This is a genomic window from Demequina sp. (genome assembly GCF_016278765.1).
Classification (GTDB): domain Bacteria; phylum Actinomycetota; class Actinomycetes; order Actinomycetales; family Demequinaceae; genus Demequina.
The window spans coordinates 1-21,801 of the sequence record NZ_JADQBE010000040.1; the positions used below are offsets into that span (position 1 = coordinate 1).

A 21,801-nucleotide genomic window follows, 5' to 3' on the forward strand; every position below is an offset into this window, starting at 1 on the left:
CGCCGACGAGGGCTCCTACGTGCACTACGTCGAGGGCTGCACCGCGCCGATCTACAAGTCAGACTCCTTGCACTCCGCCGTGGTCGAGATCATCGTCAAGAAGAACGCCCGCGTCCGCTACACGACCATCCAGAACTGGTCGAACAACGTGTACAACCTGGTCACCAAGCGCGCCGTCGCCCACGAGGGCGCGACGATGGAGTGGGTGGACGGCAACATCGGCTCCAAGGTCACGATGAAGTACCCGGCCATCTACCTGATGGGCGAGCACGCCAAGGGCGAGACCCTGTCGATCGCGTTCGCTGGCGAGGGCCAGCACCAGGACGCCGGCGCCAAGATGGTGCACGCGGCCGCCAACACGTCCTCCTCGATCGTGTCGAAGTCGGTGGCACGCGGGGGCGGTCGCACCTCCTACCGCGGGCTCGTCCAGATTCTCGAGGGCGCCAAGGGCTCCAAGTCCAACGTGCTGTGCGACGCGCTCCTGGTCGATCAGATCAGTCGCTCCGACACGTACCCCTATGTGGACGTGCGCGAGGACGACGTGTCGATGGGCCACGAGGCCACCGTGTCCCGCGTGAGCGAGGACCAGCTGTTCTACCTGATGTCTCGAGGCATGCCCGAGACGGAGGCCATGGCGATGATCGTGCGCGGGTTCGTGGAACCCATTGCGCGCGAACTGCCGATGGAGTACGCGCTCGAACTGAACCGCCTCATCGAAATGCAGATGGAAGGATCCGTCGGTTGAGCATCACCACAGACCACAGCCAGGCTACGGCGGACACCGCCCACAGCCACGGCAAGAAGTACAACGGCACCACGGTGCCCAACAAGTCGCGCGCGGACAGGCTGCTGTCCTTCGACGCCGATGCGTTCGGCACGCCCACGGGGCGCGAGGAGGCCTGGCGGTTCTCGCCGATGCGCGACATCGCCGCACTCCTTCAGGACGAGGCGACCGGCGAGCACCTCGACCCCACGTACTCGGAACTGCCGCACGGCGTGACGATCACGAACATTGACACGGACGCGTTCCGGCAGCGTGCCGTGCGCGCTCCCGGAGACCGGGCGAGCGCCGTCGCCGCCAGCCGCGCCGGCGGAGCGATGGTGTTGGCCGTGGCGCCCGGCACGATCGTGGCGGACCCCGTGCGCGTCACCGTGACGGGTACCGGCCAGTCCGCGCGCCAGGCCATCTCCCTCGAGGTGGGAGCGGGTGCCGAGGCCACCGTCATCATTGAACGCAAGGGGTCGGCCGTCGTCGGCGAGTTCGTTTCGGTCGATGTGGGTGACAACGCCTCCCTCAACCTGGTGCTCATCCAGGATTGGGACATCGACACGATTCACGTGGGCGAGGTGGTCGCCAAGCTCAGCCGCGACGCGCGACTGCGGCAGTCCGTCGTGACGCTCGGCGGCAAGGTCGTGCGACTCAACACCTCGGTGGCTTTGGCGGGCGAGGGCGCCTCGGTCGACCTGTACGGCCTGTACTTTGCCGACGCGGGGCAGCACCAGGAGCACCAGCTGTTTGTCGACCACGCCGCCCCCAATTGCCGCTCGCGGGTCACGTACAAGGGCGCGCTCGCGGGCGCGACGGCCCGCACCGTGTGGATCGGCGACGTGCTGATTCGCGCCGCGGCCGAAGGCACGGACACCTACGAGCTCAACCGCAACCTCGTGCTCACCGACGGTGCACGCGCCGACTCGGTCCCCAACCTTGAGATTGAGACCGGCGAGATCGCGGGCGCGGGTCACGCCTCGGCCACCGGCCGCTTCGACGAGGAGCAGATGTTCTATCTGCGCTCGCGCGGCATCACCGAGGACGCCGCTCGCAAGCTCGTGGTGCGCGGATTCTTCGCGGACCTCGTCCGGCAGATCGGTGTGCCCGAGGTCGAAGACGGCCTGATGAGGGCCATCGAGCAGGAGCTCGAGCAGATCGCGGACGAGGAGGCCTGACGTGAGCGAGCAGTTTGCCTGCAACGTCGACGACCTGGAGCCCGACTCCCTCGTGCAGTCGTTTCTGACCGCGGCCGATGGCCGCGAGGTGCCCATAGCGATCGCGCGTACTGAGGACGGCAACTTCTACGCCATCAACGACATCTGCAGTCACGGCGAGGTCTCCCTGTCCGAGGGCGAAATGATCGGCTGCGAGGTCGAGTGCTGGGCCCACGGTGCTCGCTTCGACGTGCGCACCGGCGCCGTGACCGAGTTGCCCGCCATGGAGCCCGTGGACGCCTACCCCGTTCGTATCGACGGCGAGCGCGTGCTCGTGGACGTCGACCACCCCCTGTCTTCCAGCATCAAGGAGAACGCATGAGCACCCTGGACATCACGAACCTGCACGTCACCGTCGACACGCCCGAGGGCGTCAAGGAGATCCTCAAGGGCGTGGACCTGACGATCTCGTCCGGCGAGACCCACGCCATCATGGGCCCCAACGGCTCCGGCAAGTCCACCTTGGCGTACTCGATCGCGGGTCACCCCAAGTACACGATCACCGAGGGCACCGTCACGCTCGATGGCGACGACGTGCTCGCGATGACCGTGGACGAGCGCGCCCGCGCAGGCCTGTTCCTCGCGATGCAGTACCCCGTTGAGGTGCCCGGCGTGTCGGTGTCGAACTTCCTGCGCACCGCCAAGACCGCGATCGACGGCGAGGCCCCCAAGCTGCGTCACTGGGTCAAGGACGTCAAGACCTCGATGGAGGCGCTGCGCATGGACCCCGCGTTCGCTGAGCGCAACGTCAACGAGGGCTTCTCGGGCGGCGAGAAGAAGCGCCACGAGATCCTGCAGATGGAGTTGCTGAGCCCCAAGATTGCGATCCTTGACGAGACGGACTCCGGCTTGGACGTCGACGCCCTTCGCATCGTCTCCGAGGGAGTGAACCGCGTCAAGGAGTCCACGGGCCTGGGCGTCATGCTCATCACCCACTACACGCGCATCCTCAACTACATCACCCCCGACTACGTGCACGTGTTTGTCGACGGCCGCATCGCGGAGCAGGGCGGACCGGAACTGGCCCAGCGCCTTGAGGCAGAGGGCTACGACCGCTTCCCCGTGGAGGCGTAGTCACGACGATGCGCTTAGCGACCGACGTCAGGGCAGACTTCCCGATCCTCACCCGTACGGTGCGGAACGGGAAGCCGTTGGTGTACCTGGACTCGGCCGCGACCGCACAGAGGCCCCAGCAGGTGCTCGACGCGGTAGCCGAGTTTGAGCGTGCGCACAATGGCGCGGTGCAGCGCGGCGCCCACCTGATCGCCGAAGAGGCGACCGGGTTGTTTGAGGGTGCCCGCGCGGCGGTGGCGCGCCTGGTGAACGCGGGAACGCCTGAGGAACTCGTCTGGACCGGCAACGCGACCCAGTCGATCAATCTCGTCGCGGGCGGCATCGCGAACGCCTCCGCAGGCATCGGCGGCGCCGAGTCGAACCGTTTCCGCGTGGGTCCAGGCGACACGATCGTCATCACGGAGACCGAGCACCACGCCAACCTGGTGCCGTGGCAGCAGGTGTGCGCCCGCACGGGTGCGACGCTCAAGTGGATCGAGGTGGACGACCTCGGGCGGATGCGGCCGGAATCCGTCGCCTCCGTGATCGACGCGAGCACCAAGGTGGTCGCCTTCACGGCCGCGAGCAACGTCACCGGCATCGTCACCGATGTCGCGGCCATCGTCGCCAAGGCTCGCGAGGTGGGCGCGCTGACCGTGCTCGACGCGTGCCAGGCCGTCCCGCACCTTCCGGTGGACGTGCAGGCGCTGGGCGTGGACTTCGCTGCGTTCTCGGGACACAAGATGCTTGGTCCCACCGGCATCGGCGCGTTGTGGGGCCGCAAGAGCCTGCTGGACGTGCTTCCGCCCGTGGTCTTCGGCGGCGGATCCGTCAAGACCGTCACGATGGAGGCCACCACGTGGCTCGATGCCCCGCACCGTTTCGAATCCGGCTCACAGCCCGTGGCGCAGGCGGTGGGGCTGGGGGCCGCCGCCGACTACCTCATGGCCTTTGGCATGGACAACGTCGCGCGTCACGAGGCGCGCCTGGCCCAGATCATGCGCGAGGGCGTGTCCGAACTGCCGGGGGTGCGCCTGCTCGGTCCGGTGGGTGACGCCACCAAGGCGGACGTGCTCGGCCTCGCGGCCGTGGTGGTCGACGGCGTGCACGCCCACGACGTGGGGCAGATTCTCGACGACGCCGGCATTGCCGTGCGGGTCGGCCACCACTGCAACCAGCCCCTGCACCGGCGCTTTGGCGTGGTCAGCTCGACCCGCGCGAGCGCCCACCTGTACACGACGGAGGACGAGGCGAGAGCCTTCGTTGACGTGCTCGCCACCGTCAGGACGTTCTTTGGAGTGAACTCATGAGCGACCTCGAACAGATGTATCAACAGGTGATCCTCGACTACGCGAAGACTCGCCGCGGCAGCGGGCTGGTCACGCCCGACGCCGCATCGGTGGGGGAGTCTCACCAGGTCAACACCACGTGTGGCGACGAGATCACGCTGCGCGTCGGACTCGACGACGACCGCATCACCTCGCTGTCGTGGGAGGGCCAGGGATGTTCGATCTCCCAGGCCTCCGCATCGATGCTGGCCGAGCTGTTGGACGGGGCCGACCTGCGCACCGCAGACGAGACGATGGAGGCCTTCAAGGCACTCATGCACAGCAAGGGCGTGCCGCTCGGCGACGAGCGAGAAGACCTCTTGGAAGACGCCACCGCATTCGTGGGCGTAGGTAAGTACCCGGCGCGCATCAAGTGCGCCCTCATCAGCTGGATGGCGTTGCGCGACGCGATTGCGCGCGCCACCGTCGGCACGGAAGGATAGAGACCATGACCGACACTGCACACCCCGCCAACGTGGCCGACGTCGAGGAGGCTCTCCGTGACGTGATCGACCCCGAACTGGGGATCAACGTCGTGGACCTGGGCCTCATCTATGGCGTTCAGCTCGACGAGAACCAGCACGCCATCATCGACATGACCCTCACGTCGGCGGCGTGCCCGTTGACCGACATCCTTGAGGACCAGGCCTCGCAGGCCCTCGAGGGGCTTGTCAGCGGGTTCCGCATCAATTGGGTGTGGATGCCCCCGTGGGGTCCCGACAAGATCACCGACGACGGCCGCGAGCAGTTGCGGGCGCTCGGTTTCAACGTCTAGCGGGAGAGCACCCCAAACGCGTCGCACGACGCGACCGTGCCGTTGGTGTACCCGGTGGTGAACGCTTGCGTGCGCTGCTGGGACGTGCCGTGCGTGAAGGTGTGAGGGTCGGCCTCGCCCTGCACCGTCTCCTGGATCCTGTCGTCGCCCACGGAGGCGGCCGCCGCGAGCGCGTTGTCCAACTGCTCCTGTGTGATCGGTTCCAGGAACGGGACGCCCGTATCCGGGTCCGGCGTCGACGCCGCGTGACCCACCCACACGCCAGCGAGGCAGTCGGCCATCAACTCGACCTTGACCGAATCAGAATTCGCGCCCGTCCCTGATCGGTCGGCAATGTCAAAGACCCCCAACTCGTTCTGCACGTGGTGGCCATATTCGTGGGCGATGACGTACGCCTCCGCGAGGTTTCCGCTTTCGAAGCCGAACTGGGCGAGCGACGTGAAGAACGTGGTGTCGACGTACAGCGTGTGGTCGGGCGGGCAGTAGAACGGTCCCGTCGCGGACGACGCGTTGCCGCACGACGATGACGTGGCCTGGTCGAAGACCACCACGCCGGGCAGCTCGTGGCGGAAGCCCGCGGCTGGTAGCGCGTCGATCCAATACGCGTCGAGCGACTCGATCACGGCAAGGACGCGGCAGTCTGCATCCGCGTTGGCGTCGGCTCCCGCGGTGCAACTGGCCGCGAAGTCCTGCTGGGCGGTGTCGTCTTGCGCGCCGGCCGCGCCTCCCAGGCCCTGCGTGCCCGAGTCAAGGTTGAGGGTCGACGGGTCGATGCCGAAGATCAAGGCGAGGACCACCATGATGATTCCGCCGACGCCGCCGCCGATCGCGACGCCTCCGCGCGAGCCGCCCGCACCCCGGCGTTGAACACGATTGGGGTCGAGGCGAGTGCCCTCACTGAACGTCATGGTGTCTCCCGCCTGGGCACTGCACGTGCGCGATGGCCCCCTGGCAGTGGGTCATGCATCAAAACTACCCGTTCGGGTCCTTCGCGGCGATCCGCATTGGACGCCCGCGCGGCGCGTCGGACGCGGCGTCGTCGCCGATTCCGCGGGCGTGAAGCGCAGCGCCCAGGTCGAGCGCGAAGCCGACCGTGCGCGTCGCCGTGGGAATCATGAACGCCGTGGGACCGCGCCGTATGCCGCGAGCCCGCGCGGCGTCGCGAGACTGGCGCATGATCCCGGCGATCTCCGGGATGGCGCGCAACATGATCGCGAACATGAGCCCGGTAATGGCAGGGGGAAGGACCCGTCGCAGCGGCCGCGCCGCGGCGGTCGCAAGGTCCAGCATGTCGGACATCGGGGTCGACCCGGTGATCGCGAGCGACAGCGCGAACAGGCCGATGAGGTCGACGCCGAGGTCGATCGCGGCCACATAGTCTCCCCTCCACACCTGGTAGGCGCTCGCCATGGCGGCCACGATCACGATCATTCCGAGGCCCTTGAACGTGGGCCCTGCCGCCGGCAGGACGCTCACCAGCAGCATGAGCGCCGCGACGGCCAAACCCCCTGACGTGATCGGATCACGGACCAGCAGCGTGACGGCCGACCACACGATCAGCGTGGCAACTTTCGACCACGCGGGTAGCCGGTGCAGCGGCGAGGCACCCGGCCGGTACGCGCCCAGGACGTGCGTCACGACGACTCCCCGACGGACTTGCGGTACATGAGGTCCCGATAATGGGCCACGGCGTCGACGGGGTCGCCGTCGAACACCACGCCGCCGTCGTCGACTACCAGGGTGCGCTGCGCCTTGGTCGCGGCCTCGAGGTCGTGCGTCACCTCGATCAGCTGAATCGGCAGCGAATGCAGCAGTGCGCCCACGTGTGCCTTCCACCGCAGATCGAGGAGCGTCGTGGGTTCGTCGGCCACCACCACTTGGGGCTTCGCCGTGAGCACGCCGGCAAGGGCCAGCAGCTGGCGCTGGCCGCCCGACAGCGCGTTGACCGACACCTCTGCCTTGTCTCCCAGGCCGATGTCCTCAAGCGCCGCCAGCGCCGCCTTGATGCGTTCGTTCTTGGAGCGAACCACCCGGCGCAGCGACAGCATCACGTCCTCGATGGCCGTGGGCATGATCAGCTGCGATGTGGGATCGGTGAACAGGAAGCCCACCTTGCGTCGCACCAGCGCGCCGTGTTTCACCGTATCGACCCCATCTACCGACACGGTCCCCGATACGGGGATGGACAGGCCGTTGATGAGCCTGGCGAGGGTCGACTTTCCCGAGCCGTTGGCGCCGATGATCGTGATGCGCCTTTCGCTCAGGCTCAGCGTGGTGGGCTTGAGGATGGTGATCCCGGAATCGGGCGCGACAACGGTCGCGTCCTTGAATTCGATCATGGGGAAAGGGTAAGCGCTACGAGGCGGCCTGGGAGCCGAGGGATACCGCTGGGGGCGTCGTGGGTGTCTGGCCCGTCTCGACCGCGGTGGGAGCGACCGGCACTCCGAGCAGTCCCGGGTAGGCGCGATGCACCGCTGCTGCCGTGACTCCTGCGACGAACACCTTGATGATGTCGCCCACCAAGAACGGCGTGGCGAACGCGACGGTGTCTGCCGCGGTGGTCCCCAGCCGCAGCATGAAGAAACCCCAGCCGATGAGGTTGAGGACCAGCAGCGAGGCCACGGCGCACGCGCCGATCACACCCGTGACCGTGAGCTGACCGCGTCGGCGCATCCTGCGCACCAGCCAGCCTGCGACGAAGGCGGCCGCCATGAAGCCGGCGAGGAATCCCGCGGTGGGTCCCGTCCACACGGCGGGTCCGGCGGATCGGCCGGCAAAGATTGGGGCGCCGGCGGTACCCACCACGAGGTAAAGGACAACCGCACCCGCGCCGCGCCACGGCCCCAGAGCCGCCCCCGCAAGCAATACCGCGAGTGTCTGCAGCGTGATGGGCACGCCGGAGACCAGCTCGGCGCCGGGCCAGATAGTCGACGCGGCGATCAAGCCGGCGAACACCGCCACGAGCGCGAGGTTGGTGGGGGACAATGAGTGACGCAGGTTCATGGGACTCCCTGTGATAATGATTCGGCGGCCACGATACCGGGCCGCGCCCCATGTGCGCTTCGTAGCGCCCGCCACCACCTCGTCCGCTGTAGGGCGCTCGGAAGGATTTATTGTGATTGTTGCCCAGGATATCGAGATGCGCATTGGTGCCCGAGTGCTGTTGCATCCGGCGTCCTTTCGCATCGCAAAGGGCGACCGCGTAGGGCTGGTGGGACGCAACGGCGCCGGCAAGACGACGCTTACCAAGATTCTCGCGGGCGAGGGCCAGGCGTCGGCCGGGTCGGTCAAGCATCGTGGCTCGGTCGGCTATCTGCCGCAGGATCCGCGCACTGGCGAACTGACGATGCTTGCCCTCGACCGCATTCTGGCCGCGCGCGACCTCGAAACGATCCTGCGGAAGCTGCGCGAGGCGGAGCTGGGCATGGCGAGCGAGGACCCGGACGTTGCCGCCAAGGCGATGGAGAGGTACCCGGTGATCGAGGAGCGGTTCCGCGCGGCGGGCGGGTATGCGGCGGAGTCCGACGCGGCGCGCATCGCCGCGAACCTGGGGCTCGACGAGCGGGTGCTGGCTCAACCGATCGGCACCCTGTCGGGCGGACAGCGGCGCCGAGTCGAGTTGGCTCGCATCCTGTTCTCCGAGGCCGAGACGTTGCTGCTCGACGAGCCGACCAACCACCTCGACGCGGACTCCATCCAGTGGCTGCGCGGCTTCCTTGCACAGTATCCCGGTGGACTCGTCATCATTTCCCACGACGTGGACCTGGTGCAAGCCGTCGTCACCAAGGTGTTCTACCTCGACGCCAACCGTGGGGTGATGGACCAGTACGCGATGGGGTGGGATCTGTACCTCAAGCAGCGCGAGGACGACGAGCACCGACGCCACCGGGAGCGCAAGAACGCCGAGCAGAAGGCATCCGTGCTGATGGCTCAGGCGAACAAGATGCGTGCAAGCGCCACCAAGGCGGTGGCGGCGCAGAACATGGCGAAGCGCGCCCAACGACTCCTGGCGGAGACGGAAACGTCCCGACAGGCCGACAAGGTGGCGGCGTTGCGCTTCCCCAAGCCGGCGCCCTGCGGCAAGACGCCATTGCGGGCCTCCGAACTGTCCAAGAACTACGGCACGCTTGAGGTATTCACGGACGTCGAACTCGCCATCGACAGGGGATCCCGCGTGGTCGTACTGGGCCTCAACGGTGCGGGCAAGACGACGCTGCTCAAGTTGCTCGCCGGCGTCGAGGAACCCGACACCGGCCAAGTGGAGCCCGGCCACGGCCTCAAGCTCGGCTACTACGCACAGGAGCACGACACTCTCGACATGGCGGCGACCGTGCTCGAGAACATGCGGCACAGCGCCCCGGACCTGAATGACACCGAGGTACGCAGCGTGCTGGGATCGTTCCTCTTCCAGGGCGATGATGTCGACAAGCCTGCCGGCGTGCTGTCCGGCGGCGAGAAGACGCGGCTCGCGCTTGCCACGCTCGTGGTCAGCCAGGCGAACGTGCTGCTACTCGACGAACCCACCAACAACCTGGATCCCGCGTCGCGCGCCGAGATCTTGGGGGCGCTCAAGACCTACGAGGGTGCGGTCGTGATGGTCACGCACGACGAGGGAGCCGTCGACGCGCTGGAACCCGAGCGAGTGCTGTTGCTGCCCGACGCCGACGAGGACCTGTGGAACGACTCGTACCGGGACCTGATCTCGCTCGCCTAGTGCCGCGCGCCGGTCCTACAGGGCATCCTCGATCTCCTCGTCGGTGGGAGGTTTCTGCTTGGACGCCTTGGACGCCTTGGCCGGCTTGCGAGGGCTGGGGGCGCCCGCGTCGGCCGCGTCGGCCGCGTCGCGCTCGCGCTCGTGGAGCGCGTCCCGGCGGGTGATCCAGACGCCCAGCGGCGCGGCCACGACGGTCAGCAACCACCATTGCAGCGCGTAGCTGAGGTGGGGTCCCAACGACAGATTCGGCATCGGCACCGGCTCCAGGCCCTCGATGCAGCCCGACGCCCCACACGTCGATGTCGCCATGACGTAAGCCGGGATCACCTCGCCCTCGATGCCGTTCATCTGGAGCGGGGTGATGCGGGTGCCGGGCCTGCCGTTGTCGGCCTCGACGGCGCGCACCACGCCGGTCACGGTGACCTGCTCGTTGGGGAGCACGGGGGCGGCGGCGGTGGATCGCGGTTGCCACCCCAGGTTGACCAGCACGGTGCGACCTGAAGCGGTATGCACCCACGCCAGATACTGCAGCGATGCCGTGTTCTGGACCGAGCGACCCCGCAGCTCCATGACCGAGTCCGCGTCGAGTGCCCCCGTCACCGTCGCAGTGCGCCAGTCGGCCTCACCGGGGCCCTGGGCGTCACGGTCGATCAACTCCTCAAGGTCCGCGACGGGCTTGCCCTCGGCGGCGGCTTGAGCCTCGACGGCGTGCGACCTGGTCTCGTAGCGCCCCCACTGCCATGCGCCCGCGACAAGACCCAGAGCCATCGCCGCCAACACCACGGCCGCGGTGAGTGCGATCCGTCTGGGCCCGTAGGCGGCCGGGCGGCGTTTCGCGGCGGGGATGGTCACGGTCTCGATCGTACGTGCGAGGCGAGCGCGCGAGGTGACCGGCGCATCGGCTAGTTTGGGGCTCATGACGCGACACGTGGTGGTGACAGGAGCGAACCGCGGCATTGGCCGCGCTATCGCAGAGGCTTTCGTGGCACACGGGGACACCGTCTCCAGCATCTACCGGGGTGGCGACCTTCCGGACGGGGTCACGGGCGCGATCGCCGACATCACCGACTCCGAGGCCGTCAACGCCGCCTTCGACGAGTTAGAAGCCAAGCACGGACGGGTGCGCGTGCTGGTCGCCAACGCGGGCATCACTCGCGACGGACTGCTGATGCGTATGTCGGACGACGACTTCGCCGCGGTGATCGACACCAACCTGACCGGCACGTTCCGCACTGTCCGCCGCGCCGTGAACTCGATGATGCGAGAGAAGTACGGCCGCATCGTCCTCATGGGCTCGGTGGTGGGCCTGCTGGGCAACCCCGGCCAGGTCAACTACTCGGCCTCAAAGTCGGCGCTTGTGGGCATGGCCCGGTCGATCACCCGCGAAGTGGGGGGACGCGGCATCACCGCCAACGTCATTGCGCCCGGCTTCATCGCGACCGACATGACAGCCGAACTTGGCGACGATGTGGTGAAGCAATATGAGTCAACCATTCCGGCCAAGCGGTTCGGAACCACACAAGAAGTCGCCGCGGCTGCCGTATTCCTGGCGTCCGATGCGGCAGGGTATGTATCTGGCGCGGTGTTGCCGGTTGATGGCGGCCTGGGCATGGGTCACTAGGCAACGGACCACGTAGTCTTTCCGACAGGAGGAACCATGGGCATTCTCGAAGGCAAGAACATCCTCGTTACCGGGGTACTCACCGAAGGGTCGATAGCGTTCGACGTCGCGCGCCTGAGCCAGGAGCAGGGCGCCAAGGTGGTGCTGACCGGCGTGGGACGCACCTTCAAGGTGACCGAGGCGATGGGTCGCAGGTTGCCGGTCGAGGCCAAGGTCGTCGAGCTCGACGTCACCAACGCCGACCACCTCGTGGCTTTGCCCGACGCCGTGCGCGAGCACGTGCCGCACCTCGACGGCGTGGTCCACTCGATCGGCTTCGCGCCACAGACGGTGATGGGCGGCAACTTCATGACGGGCCAGTGGGAGGACGTCTCGACGGCCATCCACATCTCGGCCTACTCATTCAAGGCGCTCGCCGAGGCCACCGTGCCGCTCATGCCGAATGGGGGGTCGCTGGTGGGCCTCACCTTTGACGGACGCTTTGCGTGGCCCGTGTACGACTGGATGGGCGTCGCCAAGTCCGCGTTTGAGGCGATCAGCCGTTACCTGGCGCGCGACCTGGGCCCCCAGGGCATCCGCTGCAATGTCGTCTCCGCTGGACCGCTCAAGACCACGGCCGCAAAGCACATTCCCGGCTTCGACCAGATGGAGGGCAAGTGGAGCGAGCGCGCGCCTCTTGGCTGGGACTCGGAAGACACGGAGCCCGCTGCGAAGGCCGTGACGGCTCTGCTGAGCGACTGGTTCCCCGCGACCACCGGAGAGATGGTCCACGTCGACGGCGGCGTGCACGCTATGGGTCAGTAGCGGTGCCCAGACTGATTCTTGCCCGGCATGCGAGGGCCGAGATGTCCCAGTTGGGGCTCGACGACCATTCGCGCGCGCTCACCATGGAGGGTCGCGATGCGGCCGCGCGGCTTGCGGAACGACTTCAGACCATGGGGCTGCGGCCCGACGTGGCGCTCGTGTCCTCAGCCAACCGCACGGTCCAGACTTTCAAGCGCATGGCGGCCGTGTGGGGCAAGGTGCCGTTCCACATTGAAGACGACATGTACTGGAGTGCGGGCGAGCAGTATCTGTCCGTGCTGGCACGAGTGGGCGAAGCCGACACCGTGCTGATGGTGGGGCATGAGCCGACCACGTCTCACGTGGCCGCCTGGCTGTCGGGAGAGGGGTCGCTCGAGGAGGCGTTGCAGCGGGTCGCCCACGGCATGCCGACCGCGGCGGCGGCGGTGCTCGAACTGGACATCCCGTGGGTCGAGATCGGTGAGCGCAGTGCACGCCTTATCGACGTGGTCGAGGGCAAGCCTGCGTAAGGCGGCCCCGTGACGGACGTGGACCTGTTCGACCGCCTGTGGGCGGCGTTGCTGCCGATGCAGCGGCTCGCATGGGAGCAAGGGGTGGTCACTCAGGCCGCCCTCGACGGCGGCCGCCCGGAGGTGGCGCTTGCGATCGCCCGCGACGCCATCCAGCACCAAGATGAACGGGGCAGGTTGGCCGCGACGGGTGACGCCGGACTCGTCAACGGCGGCAGTCTTGGCGAGGCCGTCGCGGCGCTCGCGGCGCGCGGCGAGGCACGAGCCGCGGAGGCGCTCGAGCGCCAACGCTGGTGGCTGTTACGGTTCTCGCCCCGCGATGATGAGGGGGTGGTGTGGCACCTCGAAGGGGTTCCCGAGGTGTGGGTGGACTCGATCTACATGGTGGTGCCGATGCTCGTCTTCACGGGAGACGTGGCCCCTGCCGACATGCAGTACCGGATGCACCGCGAGCACCTGTGGGATGGGCGCAGCGGGCTCTACGGACACCGCGCCAACACCGTCACGGGCGACCGCGTGAGGGGAGCCTTCTGGGCCACGGGAAATGGTTGGGCCGCGGCCGGGATGGCACGAGCCTTGCGCATCGGCGGCGACCGGGTGCCGGGCGAGATGCGCGGCCGCTGGCGCAGCAACACGTGTGACCTGCTGGAGGCCGTCGCGGCCCATGAGACTTCCGAAGGTCGCTTCCACCACGTGCTGGACGATCCCACGACGTTCACGGATGGCACCGCGGGCCTGATGTTCGCCTACGCCGCATTCACGGGGGTGGCGGACGGGTGGTTGCCCGAGGTGTACGCGGCCCACGCCAGGCGGTGGCTCGACGCGGCGCTCGCGCGGGTGGACGCCGACGGCGTGGTTCGTGGGGTGTGCGGAGCACCTCACTTTGACAGCGAGGGTACGTCCGCGGAGGCCCAAGCCTTCGCGATTATAGCCCTCGCGGCGTCCGGAGCGGGCTGAGCCCTCGCGCGCCCTCCCGTGAGCGCCTAGCGCGAGATGAGCGGCCAGGCGGCGTCCAGCGGCGGGCCGTCGATCGCGATGTCCGCGGCGGCGCGCACCACGGGCTTTGCCGCGAAGGCGACCGACAGTCCCGCCGCGGCCATCATCCCCAGGTCGTTCGCGCCATCGCCGATGGCGACGGTGTCGGTCATCGGGATGCCGGCACCCTTGGCGAACGCGGCCAGAGCCACCGCCTTGCCGTTGCGATCGATGACGGGTCCGACCGTGCGCCCCGTCAGGTGACCTTGGTCCACTTCGAGGCGGTTCGCCACAAACAGGGTGACGGACACCGCGCGCGCGATCGACGTGACGATCTCCTCGAAGCCGCCCGAGACGAGCGCCACCGTCCAACCGGCCGCCTGGGCGGCGCCGATCAGCTCCTGCGCGCCGGGCGTGAACTCGACCTCTGCTGCCACCTCGTGAAACACCGACGTGGGCAGACCCTTCAAGGTGGCGACTCTCTCGGCGAGCGACGCGGCGAAGTCGATGTCGCCGTGCATCGCCCGTTCGGTGATGGCCGCGACCTGCTCTTGCGACCCGGCGCGGGCCGCGAGCAACTCGATCACTTCTTGCTTGATGAGGGTGGAATCGACGTCCAAGACCAGCAGACGCCTTCCGGTCATCTGCCGATCACGGTGCCCTTTGCGACCACGGTCAGGCCCGATTCGGTGACGGTGAATCCGCGCGCAATGTCCGCCTTGCGGTCGATGCCCACGCGGGCGCCTTCCTCGACCACGACGTTCTTGTCGAGAATGGCACGGTGAACCTGTGCGTGGCGCCCCACCGTGACGTCGTCGAGCAGCACCGAGTCCGACACGGTCGACCACGAGTGCAACCGCACCCCTGGCGACAGAATGGAACCCGTCACGGTCGCGCCGGACACGATGACGCCGGGTGACACGACCGAGTCGGCGGCGTGACCCATGCGGCCTTCCTCGGAGTGAATGAACTTGGCGGGCGGATGCGTGATGAGGCCTTGGTGAAGCGGCCACTCGGCGTTGTAGACGTTGAAGACGGGCATCACGGCGATCAGGTCCATGTGGGCGTCGTAGTACGAGTCGATGGTTCCCACGTCGCGCCAGTAATCCTTGTCGCGCGAGGTGGAGCCGGGAACGTCGTTCTCGACAAAGTCGTACAGGCCGCACGTGCCCTTGTTCACGAAGTAGGGGACGATGTCGCCGCCCATGTCGTGCTTGGATGTCTCGTCTTCGGCGTCGGCCAAGAGCGCCTCGAGCAACGGCTCGACGGATGCCACATAGTTACCCATCGAGGCGAGAATCTCCGTGGGACTGTCGGGCAAGCCGTCGGGTGCCGTCGGCTTCTCGAGGAAGGCGCGCACTCGGGTCGTGTTTTCCGGGTCGATGTCAACCACGCCGAACTGGTCCGCCATCTCGATCGGCTGACGGATTCCGGCGACCGTGAAGTCGGCGCCGGACTCGATGTGGGCATCAACCATCTGGGAGAAGTCCATGCGGTACACGTGGTCGGCGCCCACGATGACGACGATGTCAGGCTTCTCGTCTTCGATGATGTTGACGCACTGAAAGATGGCGTCGGCGCTGCCCATATACCAGTGCTTGCCGCGGCGCTGCTGCGCCGGCACGGGAGCCACAAAGTTGCCCAGCAGCGGAGACATCCGCCAGGTGCGCGCAATGTGGGTGTCGAGCGAATGCGACTTGTACTGGGTGAGCACAACGATGTGCAGGTACCGCGAGTTCACCAGGTTCGACAGAGCGAAGTCGACGAGTCGGTAGGTTCCCCCGAAGGGCACCGACGGCTTGGCACGAGCTGCGGTGAGGGGCATCAGACGCTTGCCCTCACCTCCCGCGAGGACAATGGCGAGTACTTTCGGCGCTGACATACGTCCAGCATAGGTGCCGTATGGCCGCGTTGCACGGGTCAATGTGGTTAAGAAGCGATTACGGTGGAGCCATGCGCATCGACATTCTCAGCCGCGAATACCCGCCGCACGTCTACGGAGGCGCGGGCGTTCACGTCAATGAATTGGCCAGGGTACTCCGCGAGCATCTTGACGTCCGAGTGCGAGCCTTCGATGGCCCGCGCGAGGAGGACGGCGTCACGGGATACACCGCGCTGGGCGGCGGAGTGGGGGACGCGTCGCTCGACGTTTTGGCGCACAACCTGCCGATGGCGCGCGATTGCGAAGGGGCCGACCTGGTGCATTCGCACACCTGGTACGCCAACATGGCGGGGCACCTCGCGGCGAAACTGCACGGCATTCCGCACGTGCTGAGCGCCCACTCGCTTGAGCCCTTGCGGCCGTGGAAGGCCGAACAGCTGGGCGGCGGCTACCGCGTCTCGAGTTGGATCGAGAAGACCGCATACGAAGCGGCCGACGGCATCATCGCCGTCTCCGAGGGCATGCGGGGCGACGTGGTGCGCTGCTACCCCAACGTCGACCCCGCCAAGGTGCACGTGGTGCACAACGGCATCGACGCCGACGCATGGGCGGCGCCTGCGACGGACGAGGAGCGGGCAGCGGCCGACGCGGTGGTCGCCCGTCACGGCATCGATCCCTCGCGCCCCGCGATCGTTTTCGTGGGCCGCATCACGCGCCAGAAGGGCCTGCCGTACTTCCTCAAGGCGGTCGAGCAGCTGCCCAAGGAGATTCAGGTCGTGTTGTGCGCGGGAGCCCCGGACACCGCGCAGATCGCCCAGGAGGTCTCAGGTGCGGTCGCGAATCTTCAGAAGGAGCGCGACGGCATCATCTGGATTGAGGAGATGTTGCCGCGCCCCGAACTGGTCGCGGTGCTCGACGCGTGCACCACGTTCGTGTGCCCGTCCGTGTATGAACCCCTCGGCATCGTCAACCTTGAGGCGATGGCCGTCGGGCTGCCGGTCGTCGCGACCGCAACGGGAGGCATTCCCGAGGTGGTGGATCACGGAGTCACGGGAATGCTCGTGCCGATCGATCAAGTCCAGGACGGCACCGGAACGCCGACGGACCCTGACAAGTACGCCTCCGATCTTGCGGCGGCGCTGACCGCCATGGTGTCCGACCTCGACGCCGCCAAGGCCATGGGCAAGGCGGGGCGCCAGCGGGCAACCGACCATTTCGCGTGGGGTGCCATCGCGGAGCGCACGGTCGAGGTCTACAAGCACGTTCTGGGCTAGGCTCAACCAATATGAGCGAAGTGCTACGGCTTGACGATGTCACCTTGCGCCGTGGCGACAATCAGGTCCTTGACGGCATCACCTGGGGCGTCGAACCGACGGATCGTTGGGTGATCCTGGGCCCGAACGGCGCAGGCAAGACCTCGCTCATCACGGTATGCTCCGCCCGCGCTCATCCCACGACCGGCTCGGCCCGCATTCTCGGAGAGCAGCTGGGCGACACGGACACCCACGAGTTGCGCATCAGGGTGGGCCTCGCATCGGCCGCACTCGCCGACCGGATCCCGCCCCATGAGAAGGTGCACGACATCGTCATGACGGCTGCCTACGGCGTGACCGGGCGGTGGCGCGAAGAATACGAGCAGGTGGACGAGTTGCGCGCCGAGGACCTGCTGTCTGCTTTCGGTATGCACGCCTTCATGGAGCGAACGTTTGACACGCTCAGCGAAGGAGAGCGTAAGCGCGTCCAGATCGCACGCGCGCTCATGACGGACCCCGAACTGCTCCTTCTCGACGAACCTGCCGCGGGCCTCGATCTGGGTGGCCGCGAAGAGCTGTTGTCGGCGCTGACGGAACTGGCGGGCGACAGACGTTCGCCCGCCATGGTGATGGTGACACATCACGTCGAGGAGATCCCTGCCGGCTTCACTCACGCGCTCTTGATGCGGGACGGCAGGGTTGTCGCCCAGGGGCGGCTCGCGGACACCTTGACCGGCGCGAACCTCTCCGAAACGTACGGGATTCCGATCCAGCTCTTCGCCCACGACGGGCGTTGGACCGCTCGCCGATCGTCATAGACAGGCGGTCACGAGGGGGCCGGCGACAAGGACATCGATCGGTCTGAGGTGTCATCCGCAGGGATGAGCCAGGACGTCCGTCCCGCGGCCGATTCGGCGTCACGTCCGGCCTGGTAGCGTCCGAACTGAAAGGAGTCGCCATGCAATCGATTTGGTGGTTCGTCGCGGCGGCGGCCCTGGGCGCCGTCGAAATCTTCACTCTGGATCTGACCTTCCTCATGCTCGCGTCAGGCGCGATCGCGGGAGGCGTCGTGGTGATGGTCGGCGGGCCGGTCTGGCTCGCGTTTGCGGTCGCGCTGGGGGTGGCGACCGTGATGTTGGCCGCGCTGCGGCCGTGGCTGCTGCGTTCCATGCGCAGGCGGGGGGTCGACTTGGTCGAAACCAACGCGGCCGCGCTGACCGGGGCGAAGGGTCGAACGATCGACCCCATTACCGAAACCAGCGGTCGCATCAAATTGCGTGGCGAAGTGTGGACCGCGCGCATCGAAGACGATGCCGCCACTATTGACGAGGGCGTCGACGTCATCGTCACCAAGATTGTCGGAGCGACGGCCATCGTCGTTCCAGAAACGGAGCGCACAGCATGACTGGTATGACTGCGGCACAACTGGCAGGACTGGTCGTCCTCGCCATTGTCGCCCTCTTCGTAATCTCCGCGATCGCGCGTTCGATCATGGTGGTTCGCCAGACGCAGGCCGTCCTGGTCGAGCGTCTTGGCCGCTACAGCCGCACCATGGAAGCTGGGCTGCACCTGATGGTGCCGTTCATCGACCGGGTGCGGGCCAAGGTTGACCTTCGCGAGATGGTCTACTCGTTCCCCCCACAATCCGTCATCACCTCGGACAACCTGGTGGTGGACATCGACTCGGTCATCTACTTCCAGGTGACGGAGCCCAAGTCTGCGGTCTACGAGATCGCCAGCTACATCCAGGGTGTGGAGCAGCTGACCACCACCACGCTGCGTAACATCGTCGGCACCATGGACCTTGAGCAGACGCTGACGTCGCGTGACCAGATCAACGGTCAGCTGCGCGGCGTGTTGGACGAGGCGACCGGCAAGTGGGGCATTCGCGTCAACCGCGTGGAGCTCAAGGCCATCGAGCCGCCCGCATCGATCAAGGACTCCATGGAGAAGCAGATGCGCGCCGAGCGTGACCGCCGCGCCGCGATCTTGACGGCCGAGGGTGTCAAGCAGTCCGCGATCTTGACGGCCGAAGGCGCCAAGCAGTCCGCGATCCTGACCGCGGAGGGCGAGGCCCAGGGCCGCATCCTGCGTGCCGAGGGCGAGTCGCGCGCCATCTTGCAGGTATTCGACGCCATCCACGAGGGTGACGCCGATTCCAAGCTGCTGGCGTACCAGTACCTCCAGATGCTTCCCGAGATCGCCAAGAACGACTCCAACAAGGTGTGGTTTGTCCCCACCGAGTTCACGGGGGCGCTCAAGGCGGTCAGCGCGGCTTTCGGCGGAGCGGAAGCACCTGAGCCGCTCACGGCCTCGCCGGATCGCGGCAAGCACCGCACCAAGCTGACGTCGGCGCTCACGGACCCGGCCGAGGCGCTGCGCCAGGCCAAGCAAGAGGTCGTGGACGCGACGTCGGACGCGACGGACGCGGGCACAAAGTCCGGGCGTCCGTTCGACCCGAACGCCTCGAAGGGTCAATAGGGCTCCTTCACGCGAAGCCCCGATGCCACGGCGTCGGGGCTTCGTCGCGTCCGGACTCCTGTGTGGCGACGCGGGAAGGCGTGGCGGGCACGGACTGAGACAATGAGGCCATGCCCGTCCTTCACGTTGCCGATGCCGGGGACGGCCGACTCGCCGACTATCGCAGCCTGACCGACGTGGCGCTGAGGCGTCGCCTGGAGCCGGCAACGGGCCTGTACATGGCCGAGGGCGCGAAGGTGATCGCGCGAGCGCTTGCTGCGGGGCATCGACCGCGATCCCTTCTGGTCAGTGAGCACTGGCTCGACTCGGTCGAGTCGCTCGTCGATTCCCATATCCCCATCTACGTTGCCCCCGCCGCGGTGCTCGAGTCCGTGACCGGCTACGACGTCCACCGCGGCGCCCTCGCCGCGATGCATCGTCCCCAGCTTGCGTCCGTTGCCGACACGGTGCGCGACGCCCGCCTGGTGGTGGTGCTCGAGGGCATCGTGGACCACACCAACGTGGGGGCGGCGTTCCGTTCGGCGGCCGGCCTGGGCGCCGACGCCGTCCTGGTGTCGCCCACGTGCGCCGACCCGCTGTACCGGCGCTCCGTCAAGGTGTCCATGGGCACGGTGTTCCAGGTGCCGTGGACGCGTATCGAACCCTGGCCCGAGGGCCTGGGGGAGTTGCGCGAGGCCGGATTCATGGTCGCCGCCCTGGCGCTGGCCGACGACGCGGTGTCCTTGGGGGACTTTGCGGTCGCCGGCCACGAGCGGGTCGCCCTCGTCATGGGCACGGAGGGCGACGGGCTGACGTCGGGGGCGCTTGCCGCCGCGGATCAGGTGGTCACGATCCCCATGGCGGGGGCGGTGGACTCGCTGAACGTGGCGGCGGCATCGGCGGTGGCCGTGTGGGCGTTGGTGAGCGGCCGTCCTGGGGGCCCTAACAAGCCTGGCGAGGAGATCGTGCCCGACCCCCTCCTCAGGCAACGGGAGGCTGCGCCCCGGTGTGCTGCACTGTGAGGGCGCTGGCGTCCGTTCCTCGTTCCACAGCGTCGTCAATCGTGGCGCCGGCGACGAGAGCCGCGGCGAGGGCCCCCGCAAAGGAGTCGCCCGCTCCCGTCGTGTCCACGACCTTCACCTCGCGAGCGGGGAAGTGCCGCGCGGCATTGGCGTCCGCGACCACCGACCCTCGGGCACCCAAGGTGACGACGACTGATCGGCATCGTTGCGCGAGAGCGTCGGCCACCGCGAGGGCCGCCTCAACCGAGTCGCATGAGGCGTGGGAGAGGGCCTCGGCCTCGCCGGCGTTGACGATCAGGGGGTCGCACGCGGCGAGCAAGTCCTCAGGAACTTCCCGCAGCGGCGACAGGTTGAGGACGATCCGCGCACCCGCAGAGTGCGCTGCGAGGCAACCCTGGGTCACCACGGGGAGCGGCAATTCGAGCTGTGTGAGAAGGACGGTGCCGGGGGTTACCAGGCGCAGAAGCGTGTCGCCTACGGTCGACGGGTCAAGCCTCGCGCTCGCACCGGGGTCGACGATGATCGTGTTCTCGCCGTCTCGCGAGACCGCAATGAGCGCAATGCCGCTCGCCATGTTGTCGATGGTCGCCACCTGAGAGACATCGACGCCCTTCGCCTTCAGGTCCTCCAACATGTCCCGACCCGCCGAGTCGTCGCCGACGGCGGAGACGAACGTCACCGAGGCGCCGGCGCGCGCCGCGGCGACGGCCTGGTTGGATCCCTTGCCGCCCGTCCCCGTCTCATACGAATGGCCCAGCAGGGTCTCGCCGGGAAGGGGGTGGCGTTCGACAAAGACGACGTGATCGCGGTTGACAGTGCCAAGGACGATGAGCGGGGAGGCGCTGGAGCCAGGCTCGCTGGTCGGATTGCCGTTCATTCGTGACTCCTTCATGGCTACTGACGCTGAGGGGCGGCGGCTACGAGGCGTCGGGGAAGATGACGCCCTTGTGGAGAATGAAGCACCCGTAGGGCTGATCCTCCAACGTGTGCACCACGGCGAAGACACCCTTCGCCCGCTCGTAGAACGACATCCGCGGGACGACGCCGAACTCCAGCGGCTGCGGATGGTGGGCGTTCGCGACGTCGAGGACCTTCGACTGCACGGGCGCGACGATCGAGGGGTCACCGTCGACCTCCATGCGCTCCAGCGGGTGCTCAAGGAACGTGTCTAACGGCATGACGCTGAGGATTGCCTGCGCCGCGCGTTCCACGCCGATGGCCCCCAGTCTCACCACGGGTTTGCCCGCCGCCGACGCCGGGTAGTTGCGATCGACCAGGAGGAGCTGATCCCCGTGGCCCATGTCATCGAGGATGTGCAGAAGTTCCCCGCTCAGAACCGGGTCGATGCCTTTAAGCATGTGTGCCTCCCTTGACCGCGTCGCTGCCTATCACTCTCATTATCCCTGTAGTGCCCGACTTGCC

At 67.4% G+C, this 21,801-nt stretch carries 26 protein-coding genes; 17 read left to right on the plus strand and 9 right to left on the minus strand.

The genetic code is table 11. The features are described 5' to 3' along the window. From sufB to QZZ29_RS07390, 7 genes are all read left to right on the plus strand, one after another. Positions 1 to 745 (plus strand): Fe-S cluster assembly protein SufB (sufB, locus tag QZZ29_RS07360; protein WP_291382342.1); only part of this gene is annotated, 745 nt, incomplete at its 5' end. Further along, the gene (gene sufD / locus QZZ29_RS07365; RefSeq protein ID WP_291382343.1) at positions 742 to 1,944 is read left to right on the plus strand and encodes a Fe-S cluster assembly protein SufD; all 1,203 of its coding nucleotides are present in this window, start codon (positions 742 to 744) and stop codon (positions 1,942 to 1,944) included. The genes sufB and sufD, both read left to right, overlap by 4 nt. A gap of 1 nt (position 1,945) precedes the next feature. Continuing rightward, positions 1,946 to 2,305 (plus strand): non-heme iron oxygenase ferredoxin subunit, encoded by a 360-nt coding sequence (locus QZZ29_RS07370; protein WP_291382344.1) that lies wholly within the window; start codon positions 1,946 to 1,948, stop codon positions 2,303 to 2,305. Continuing rightward, complete coding sequence (gene sufC / locus QZZ29_RS07375) at positions 2,302 to 3,057, plus strand: Fe-S cluster assembly ATPase SufC (RefSeq protein ID WP_291382345.1); 756 nt, start codon at positions 2,302 to 2,304, stop codon at positions 3,055 to 3,057. Before QZZ29_RS07370 ends, sufC begins: the two co-directional genes overlap by 4 nt. Before the next feature lie 8 nt (positions 3,058 to 3,065). Beyond that, positions 3,066 to 4,346: a SufS family cysteine desulfurase gene (locus tag QZZ29_RS07380; protein ID WP_291382346.1), complete on the plus strand. Its 1,281-nt coding sequence runs from the start codon at positions 3,066 to 3,068 to the stop codon at positions 4,344 to 4,346. Continuing rightward, positions 4,343 to 4,807 (plus strand): Fe-S cluster assembly sulfur transfer protein SufU, encoded by a 465-nt coding sequence (gene sufU / locus QZZ29_RS07385; protein ID WP_291382347.1) that lies wholly within the window; start codon positions 4,343 to 4,345, stop codon positions 4,805 to 4,807. The genes QZZ29_RS07380 and sufU overlap by 4 nt, the downstream gene beginning before the upstream one ends. 5 nt (positions 4,808 to 4,812) lie before the next feature. After that, positions 4,813 to 5,139 carry a metal-sulfur cluster assembly factor gene (locus QZZ29_RS07390; RefSeq protein ID WP_291382348.1) on the plus strand — a complete coding sequence of 109 codons (327 nt, stop codon included), beginning with the start codon at positions 4,813 to 4,815 and terminating at the stop codon, positions 5,137 to 5,139. Here QZZ29_RS07390 and QZZ29_RS07395 read toward each other — a convergent pair. The 4 genes from QZZ29_RS07395 to QZZ29_RS07410 all read right to left on the minus strand — a co-directional run bounded on the left by QZZ29_RS07395 (position 5,136) and on the right by QZZ29_RS07410 (position 8,142). Then, positions 5,136 to 6,047 (minus strand): neutral zinc metallopeptidase, encoded by a 912-nt coding sequence (locus QZZ29_RS07395; protein WP_291382349.1) that lies wholly within the window; start codon positions 6,045 to 6,047, stop codon positions 5,136 to 5,138. The genes QZZ29_RS07390 and QZZ29_RS07395 overlap by 4 nt on opposite strands. 64 nt (positions 6,048 to 6,111) lie before the next feature. Beyond that, complete coding sequence (locus QZZ29_RS07400; protein ID WP_291382350.1) at positions 6,112 to 6,777, minus strand: energy-coupling factor transporter transmembrane component T; 666 nt, start codon at positions 6,775 to 6,777, stop codon at positions 6,112 to 6,114. Beyond that, positions 6,774 to 7,478, minus strand: coding sequence for an ABC transporter ATP-binding protein (locus QZZ29_RS07405; RefSeq protein WP_291382351.1), 705 nt, complete (start codon positions 7,476 to 7,478; stop codon positions 6,774 to 6,776). The genes QZZ29_RS07400 and QZZ29_RS07405 overlap by 4 nt, the downstream gene beginning before the upstream one ends. A gap of 16 nt (positions 7,479 to 7,494) precedes the next feature. Next, positions 7,495 to 8,142: a biotin transporter BioY gene (locus QZZ29_RS07410; RefSeq protein WP_291382352.1), complete on the minus strand. Its 648-nt coding sequence runs from the start codon at positions 8,140 to 8,142 to the stop codon at positions 7,495 to 7,497. 112 nt (positions 8,143 to 8,254) lie between these two features. On the opposite strand from QZZ29_RS07410, the gene QZZ29_RS07415 reads away from it, so the two are divergent. Beyond that, entirely contained in the window at positions 8,255 to 9,853 is a 1,599-nt protein-coding gene (locus QZZ29_RS07415) for an ABC-F family ATP-binding cassette domain-containing protein (RefSeq protein WP_291382353.1), read from the plus strand. A 15-nt stretch (positions 9,854 to 9,868) separates the two neighbouring features. Here the strand turns inward: QZZ29_RS07415 and QZZ29_RS07420 are convergent, their stop codons facing one another. Continuing rightward, on the minus strand, positions 9,869 to 10,705 hold the full coding sequence (locus QZZ29_RS07420) for an SURF1 family protein (RefSeq protein WP_291382354.1): 837 nt from the start codon (positions 10,703 to 10,705) through the stop codon (positions 9,869 to 9,871). Positions 10,706 to 10,769: 64 nt separating this feature from the next. Between QZZ29_RS07420 and fabG the strand changes: the two genes are divergently transcribed. The 4 genes from fabG to QZZ29_RS07440 are packed head-to-tail and all read left to right on the plus strand — an operon-like array spanning position 10,770 to position 13,744. Beyond that, a complete protein-coding gene (gene fabG, locus QZZ29_RS07425) occupies positions 10,770 to 11,474 on the plus strand; it encodes a 3-oxoacyl-ACP reductase FabG (protein ID WP_291382355.1) in 705 nt (234 codons plus the stop codon). Positions 11,475 to 11,510: 36 nt separating this feature from the next. Beyond that, a complete protein-coding gene (fabI, locus tag QZZ29_RS07430; RefSeq protein ID WP_291382356.1) occupies positions 11,511 to 12,278 on the plus strand; it encodes an enoyl-ACP reductase FabI in 768 nt (255 codons plus the stop codon). Positions 12,279 to 12,280: 2 nt separating this feature from the next. After that, on the plus strand, positions 12,281 to 12,787 hold the full coding sequence (locus tag QZZ29_RS07435) for a histidine phosphatase family protein (RefSeq protein ID WP_291382357.1): 507 nt from the start codon (positions 12,281 to 12,283) through the stop codon (positions 12,785 to 12,787). A gap of 9 nt (positions 12,788 to 12,796) precedes the next feature. Beyond that, the gene (locus QZZ29_RS07440) at positions 12,797 to 13,744 is read left to right on the plus strand and encodes a glycoside hydrolase family 88 protein (protein WP_291382358.1); all 948 of its coding nucleotides are present in this window, start codon (positions 12,797 to 12,799) and stop codon (positions 13,742 to 13,744) included. A 26-nt stretch (positions 13,745 to 13,770) separates the two neighbouring features. On the opposite strand, the gene serB is transcribed toward QZZ29_RS07440, so the two are convergent. After that, a complete protein-coding gene (serB, locus tag QZZ29_RS07445; protein ID WP_291382359.1) occupies positions 13,771 to 14,406 on the minus strand; it encodes a phosphoserine phosphatase SerB in 636 nt (211 codons plus the stop codon). Next, complete coding sequence (glgC, locus tag QZZ29_RS07450) at positions 14,403 to 15,644, minus strand: glucose-1-phosphate adenylyltransferase (RefSeq protein WP_291382360.1); 1,242 nt, start codon at positions 15,642 to 15,644, stop codon at positions 14,403 to 14,405. Before glgC ends, serB begins: the two co-directional genes overlap by 4 nt. 71 nt (positions 15,645 to 15,715) lie before the next feature. On the opposite strand from glgC, the gene glgA reads away from it, so the two are divergent. The 5 genes from glgA to QZZ29_RS07475 all read left to right on the plus strand — a co-directional run bounded on the left by glgA (position 15,716) and on the right by QZZ29_RS07475 (position 20,379). Then, positions 15,716 to 16,918, plus strand: a complete 1,203-nt coding sequence (gene glgA, locus QZZ29_RS07455) for a glycogen synthase (protein ID WP_291382361.1) — start codon at positions 15,716 to 15,718, stop codon at positions 16,916 to 16,918. A gap of 11 nt (positions 16,919 to 16,929) precedes the next feature. Further along, a complete protein-coding gene (locus QZZ29_RS07460; RefSeq protein ID WP_291382362.1) occupies positions 16,930 to 17,715 on the plus strand; it encodes an ABC transporter ATP-binding protein in 786 nt (261 codons plus the stop codon). A gap of 140 nt (positions 17,716 to 17,855) precedes the next feature. After that, complete coding sequence (locus QZZ29_RS07465) at positions 17,856 to 18,302, plus strand: NfeD family protein (protein ID WP_291382363.1); 447 nt, start codon at positions 17,856 to 17,858, stop codon at positions 18,300 to 18,302. Positions 18,303 to 18,307: 5 nt separating this feature from the next. Next, positions 18,308 to 19,378, plus strand: coding sequence for an SPFH domain-containing protein (locus QZZ29_RS07470; RefSeq protein ID WP_366479241.1), 1,071 nt, complete (start codon positions 18,308 to 18,310; stop codon positions 19,376 to 19,378). A 110-nt stretch (positions 19,379 to 19,488) separates the two neighbouring features. Then, positions 19,489 to 20,379 (plus strand): RNA methyltransferase, encoded by an 891-nt coding sequence (locus tag QZZ29_RS07475; RefSeq protein ID WP_291382365.1) that lies wholly within the window; start codon positions 19,489 to 19,491, stop codon positions 20,377 to 20,379. On the opposite strand, the gene QZZ29_RS07480 is transcribed toward QZZ29_RS07475, so the two are convergent. Together QZZ29_RS07480 and QZZ29_RS07485 are read right to left on the minus strand one after the other, a co-directional pair. Next, on the minus strand, positions 20,339 to 21,256 hold the full coding sequence (locus tag QZZ29_RS07480; protein WP_291382366.1) for a ribokinase: 918 nt from the start codon (positions 21,254 to 21,256) through the stop codon (positions 20,339 to 20,341). The two genes, QZZ29_RS07475 and QZZ29_RS07480, sit on opposite strands and share 41 nt — an antisense overlap. 40 nt (positions 21,257 to 21,296) lie before the next feature. After that, positions 21,297 to 21,737 carry an RbsD/FucU domain-containing protein gene (locus QZZ29_RS07485; RefSeq protein ID WP_291382367.1) on the minus strand — a complete coding sequence of 147 codons (441 nt, stop codon included), beginning with the start codon at positions 21,735 to 21,737 and terminating at the stop codon, positions 21,297 to 21,299. Positions 21,738 to 21,801: the final 64 nt, after the last annotated feature.

Coding starts and splice junctions, on each gene's coding strand:
- sufC (WP_291382345.1), top strand. CDS start 2,302: ATGAGCACCCTGGACATCACGAACCTGCACGTCACCGTCGACACGCCC.
- QZZ29_RS07390 (WP_291382348.1), top strand. CDS start 4,813: ATGACCGACACTGCACACCCCGCCAACGTGGCCGACGTCGAGGAGGCT.
- QZZ29_RS07480 (WP_291382366.1), bottom strand. CDS start 21,256: ATGAACGGCAATCCGACCAGCGAGCCTGGCTCCAGCGCCTCCCCGCTC.
- QZZ29_RS07460 (WP_291382362.1), top strand. CDS start 16,930: ATGAGCGAAGTGCTACGGCTTGACGATGTCACCTTGCGCCGTGGCGAC.
- fabI (WP_291382356.1), top strand. CDS start 11,511: ATGGGCATTCTCGAAGGCAAGAACATCCTCGTTACCGGGGTACTCACC.
- QZZ29_RS07475 (WP_291382365.1), top strand. CDS start 19,489: ATGCCCGTCCTTCACGTTGCCGATGCCGGGGACGGCCGACTCGCCGAC.
- glgA (WP_291382361.1), top strand. CDS start 15,716: ATGCGCATCGACATTCTCAGCCGCGAATACCCGCCGCACGTCTACGGA.
- QZZ29_RS07470 (WP_366479241.1), top strand. CDS start 18,308: ATGACTGCGGCACAACTGGCAGGACTGGTCGTCCTCGCCATTGTCGCC.
- serB (WP_291382359.1), bottom strand. CDS start 14,406: ATGACCGGAAGGCGTCTGCTGGTCTTGGACGTCGATTCCACCCTCATC.
- fabG (WP_291382355.1), top strand. CDS start 10,770: ATGACGCGACACGTGGTGGTGACAGGAGCGAACCGCGGCATTGGCCGC.
- QZZ29_RS07485 (WP_291382367.1), bottom strand. CDS start 21,737: ATGCTTAAAGGCATCGACCCGGTTCTGAGCGGGGAACTTCTGCACATC.
- glgC (WP_291382360.1), bottom strand. CDS start 15,644: ATGTCAGCGCCGAAAGTACTCGCCATTGTCCTCGCGGGAGGTGAGGGC.
- QZZ29_RS07395 (WP_291382349.1), bottom strand. CDS start 6,047: ATGACGTTCAGTGAGGGCACTCGCCTCGACCCCAATCGTGTTCAACGC.
- sufU (WP_291382347.1), top strand. CDS start 4,343: ATGAGCGACCTCGAACAGATGTATCAACAGGTGATCCTCGACTACGCG.
- QZZ29_RS07405 (WP_291382351.1), bottom strand. CDS start 7,478: ATGATCGAATTCAAGGACGCGACCGTTGTCGCGCCCGATTCCGGGATC.
- QZZ29_RS07380 (WP_291382346.1), top strand. CDS start 3,066: ATGCGCTTAGCGACCGACGTCAGGGCAGACTTCCCGATCCTCACCCGT.
- QZZ29_RS07410 (WP_291382352.1), bottom strand. CDS start 8,142: ATGAACCTGCGTCACTCATTGTCCCCCACCAACCTCGCGCTCGTGGCG.
- QZZ29_RS07465 (WP_291382363.1), top strand. CDS start 17,856: ATGCAATCGATTTGGTGGTTCGTCGCGGCGGCGGCCCTGGGCGCCGTC.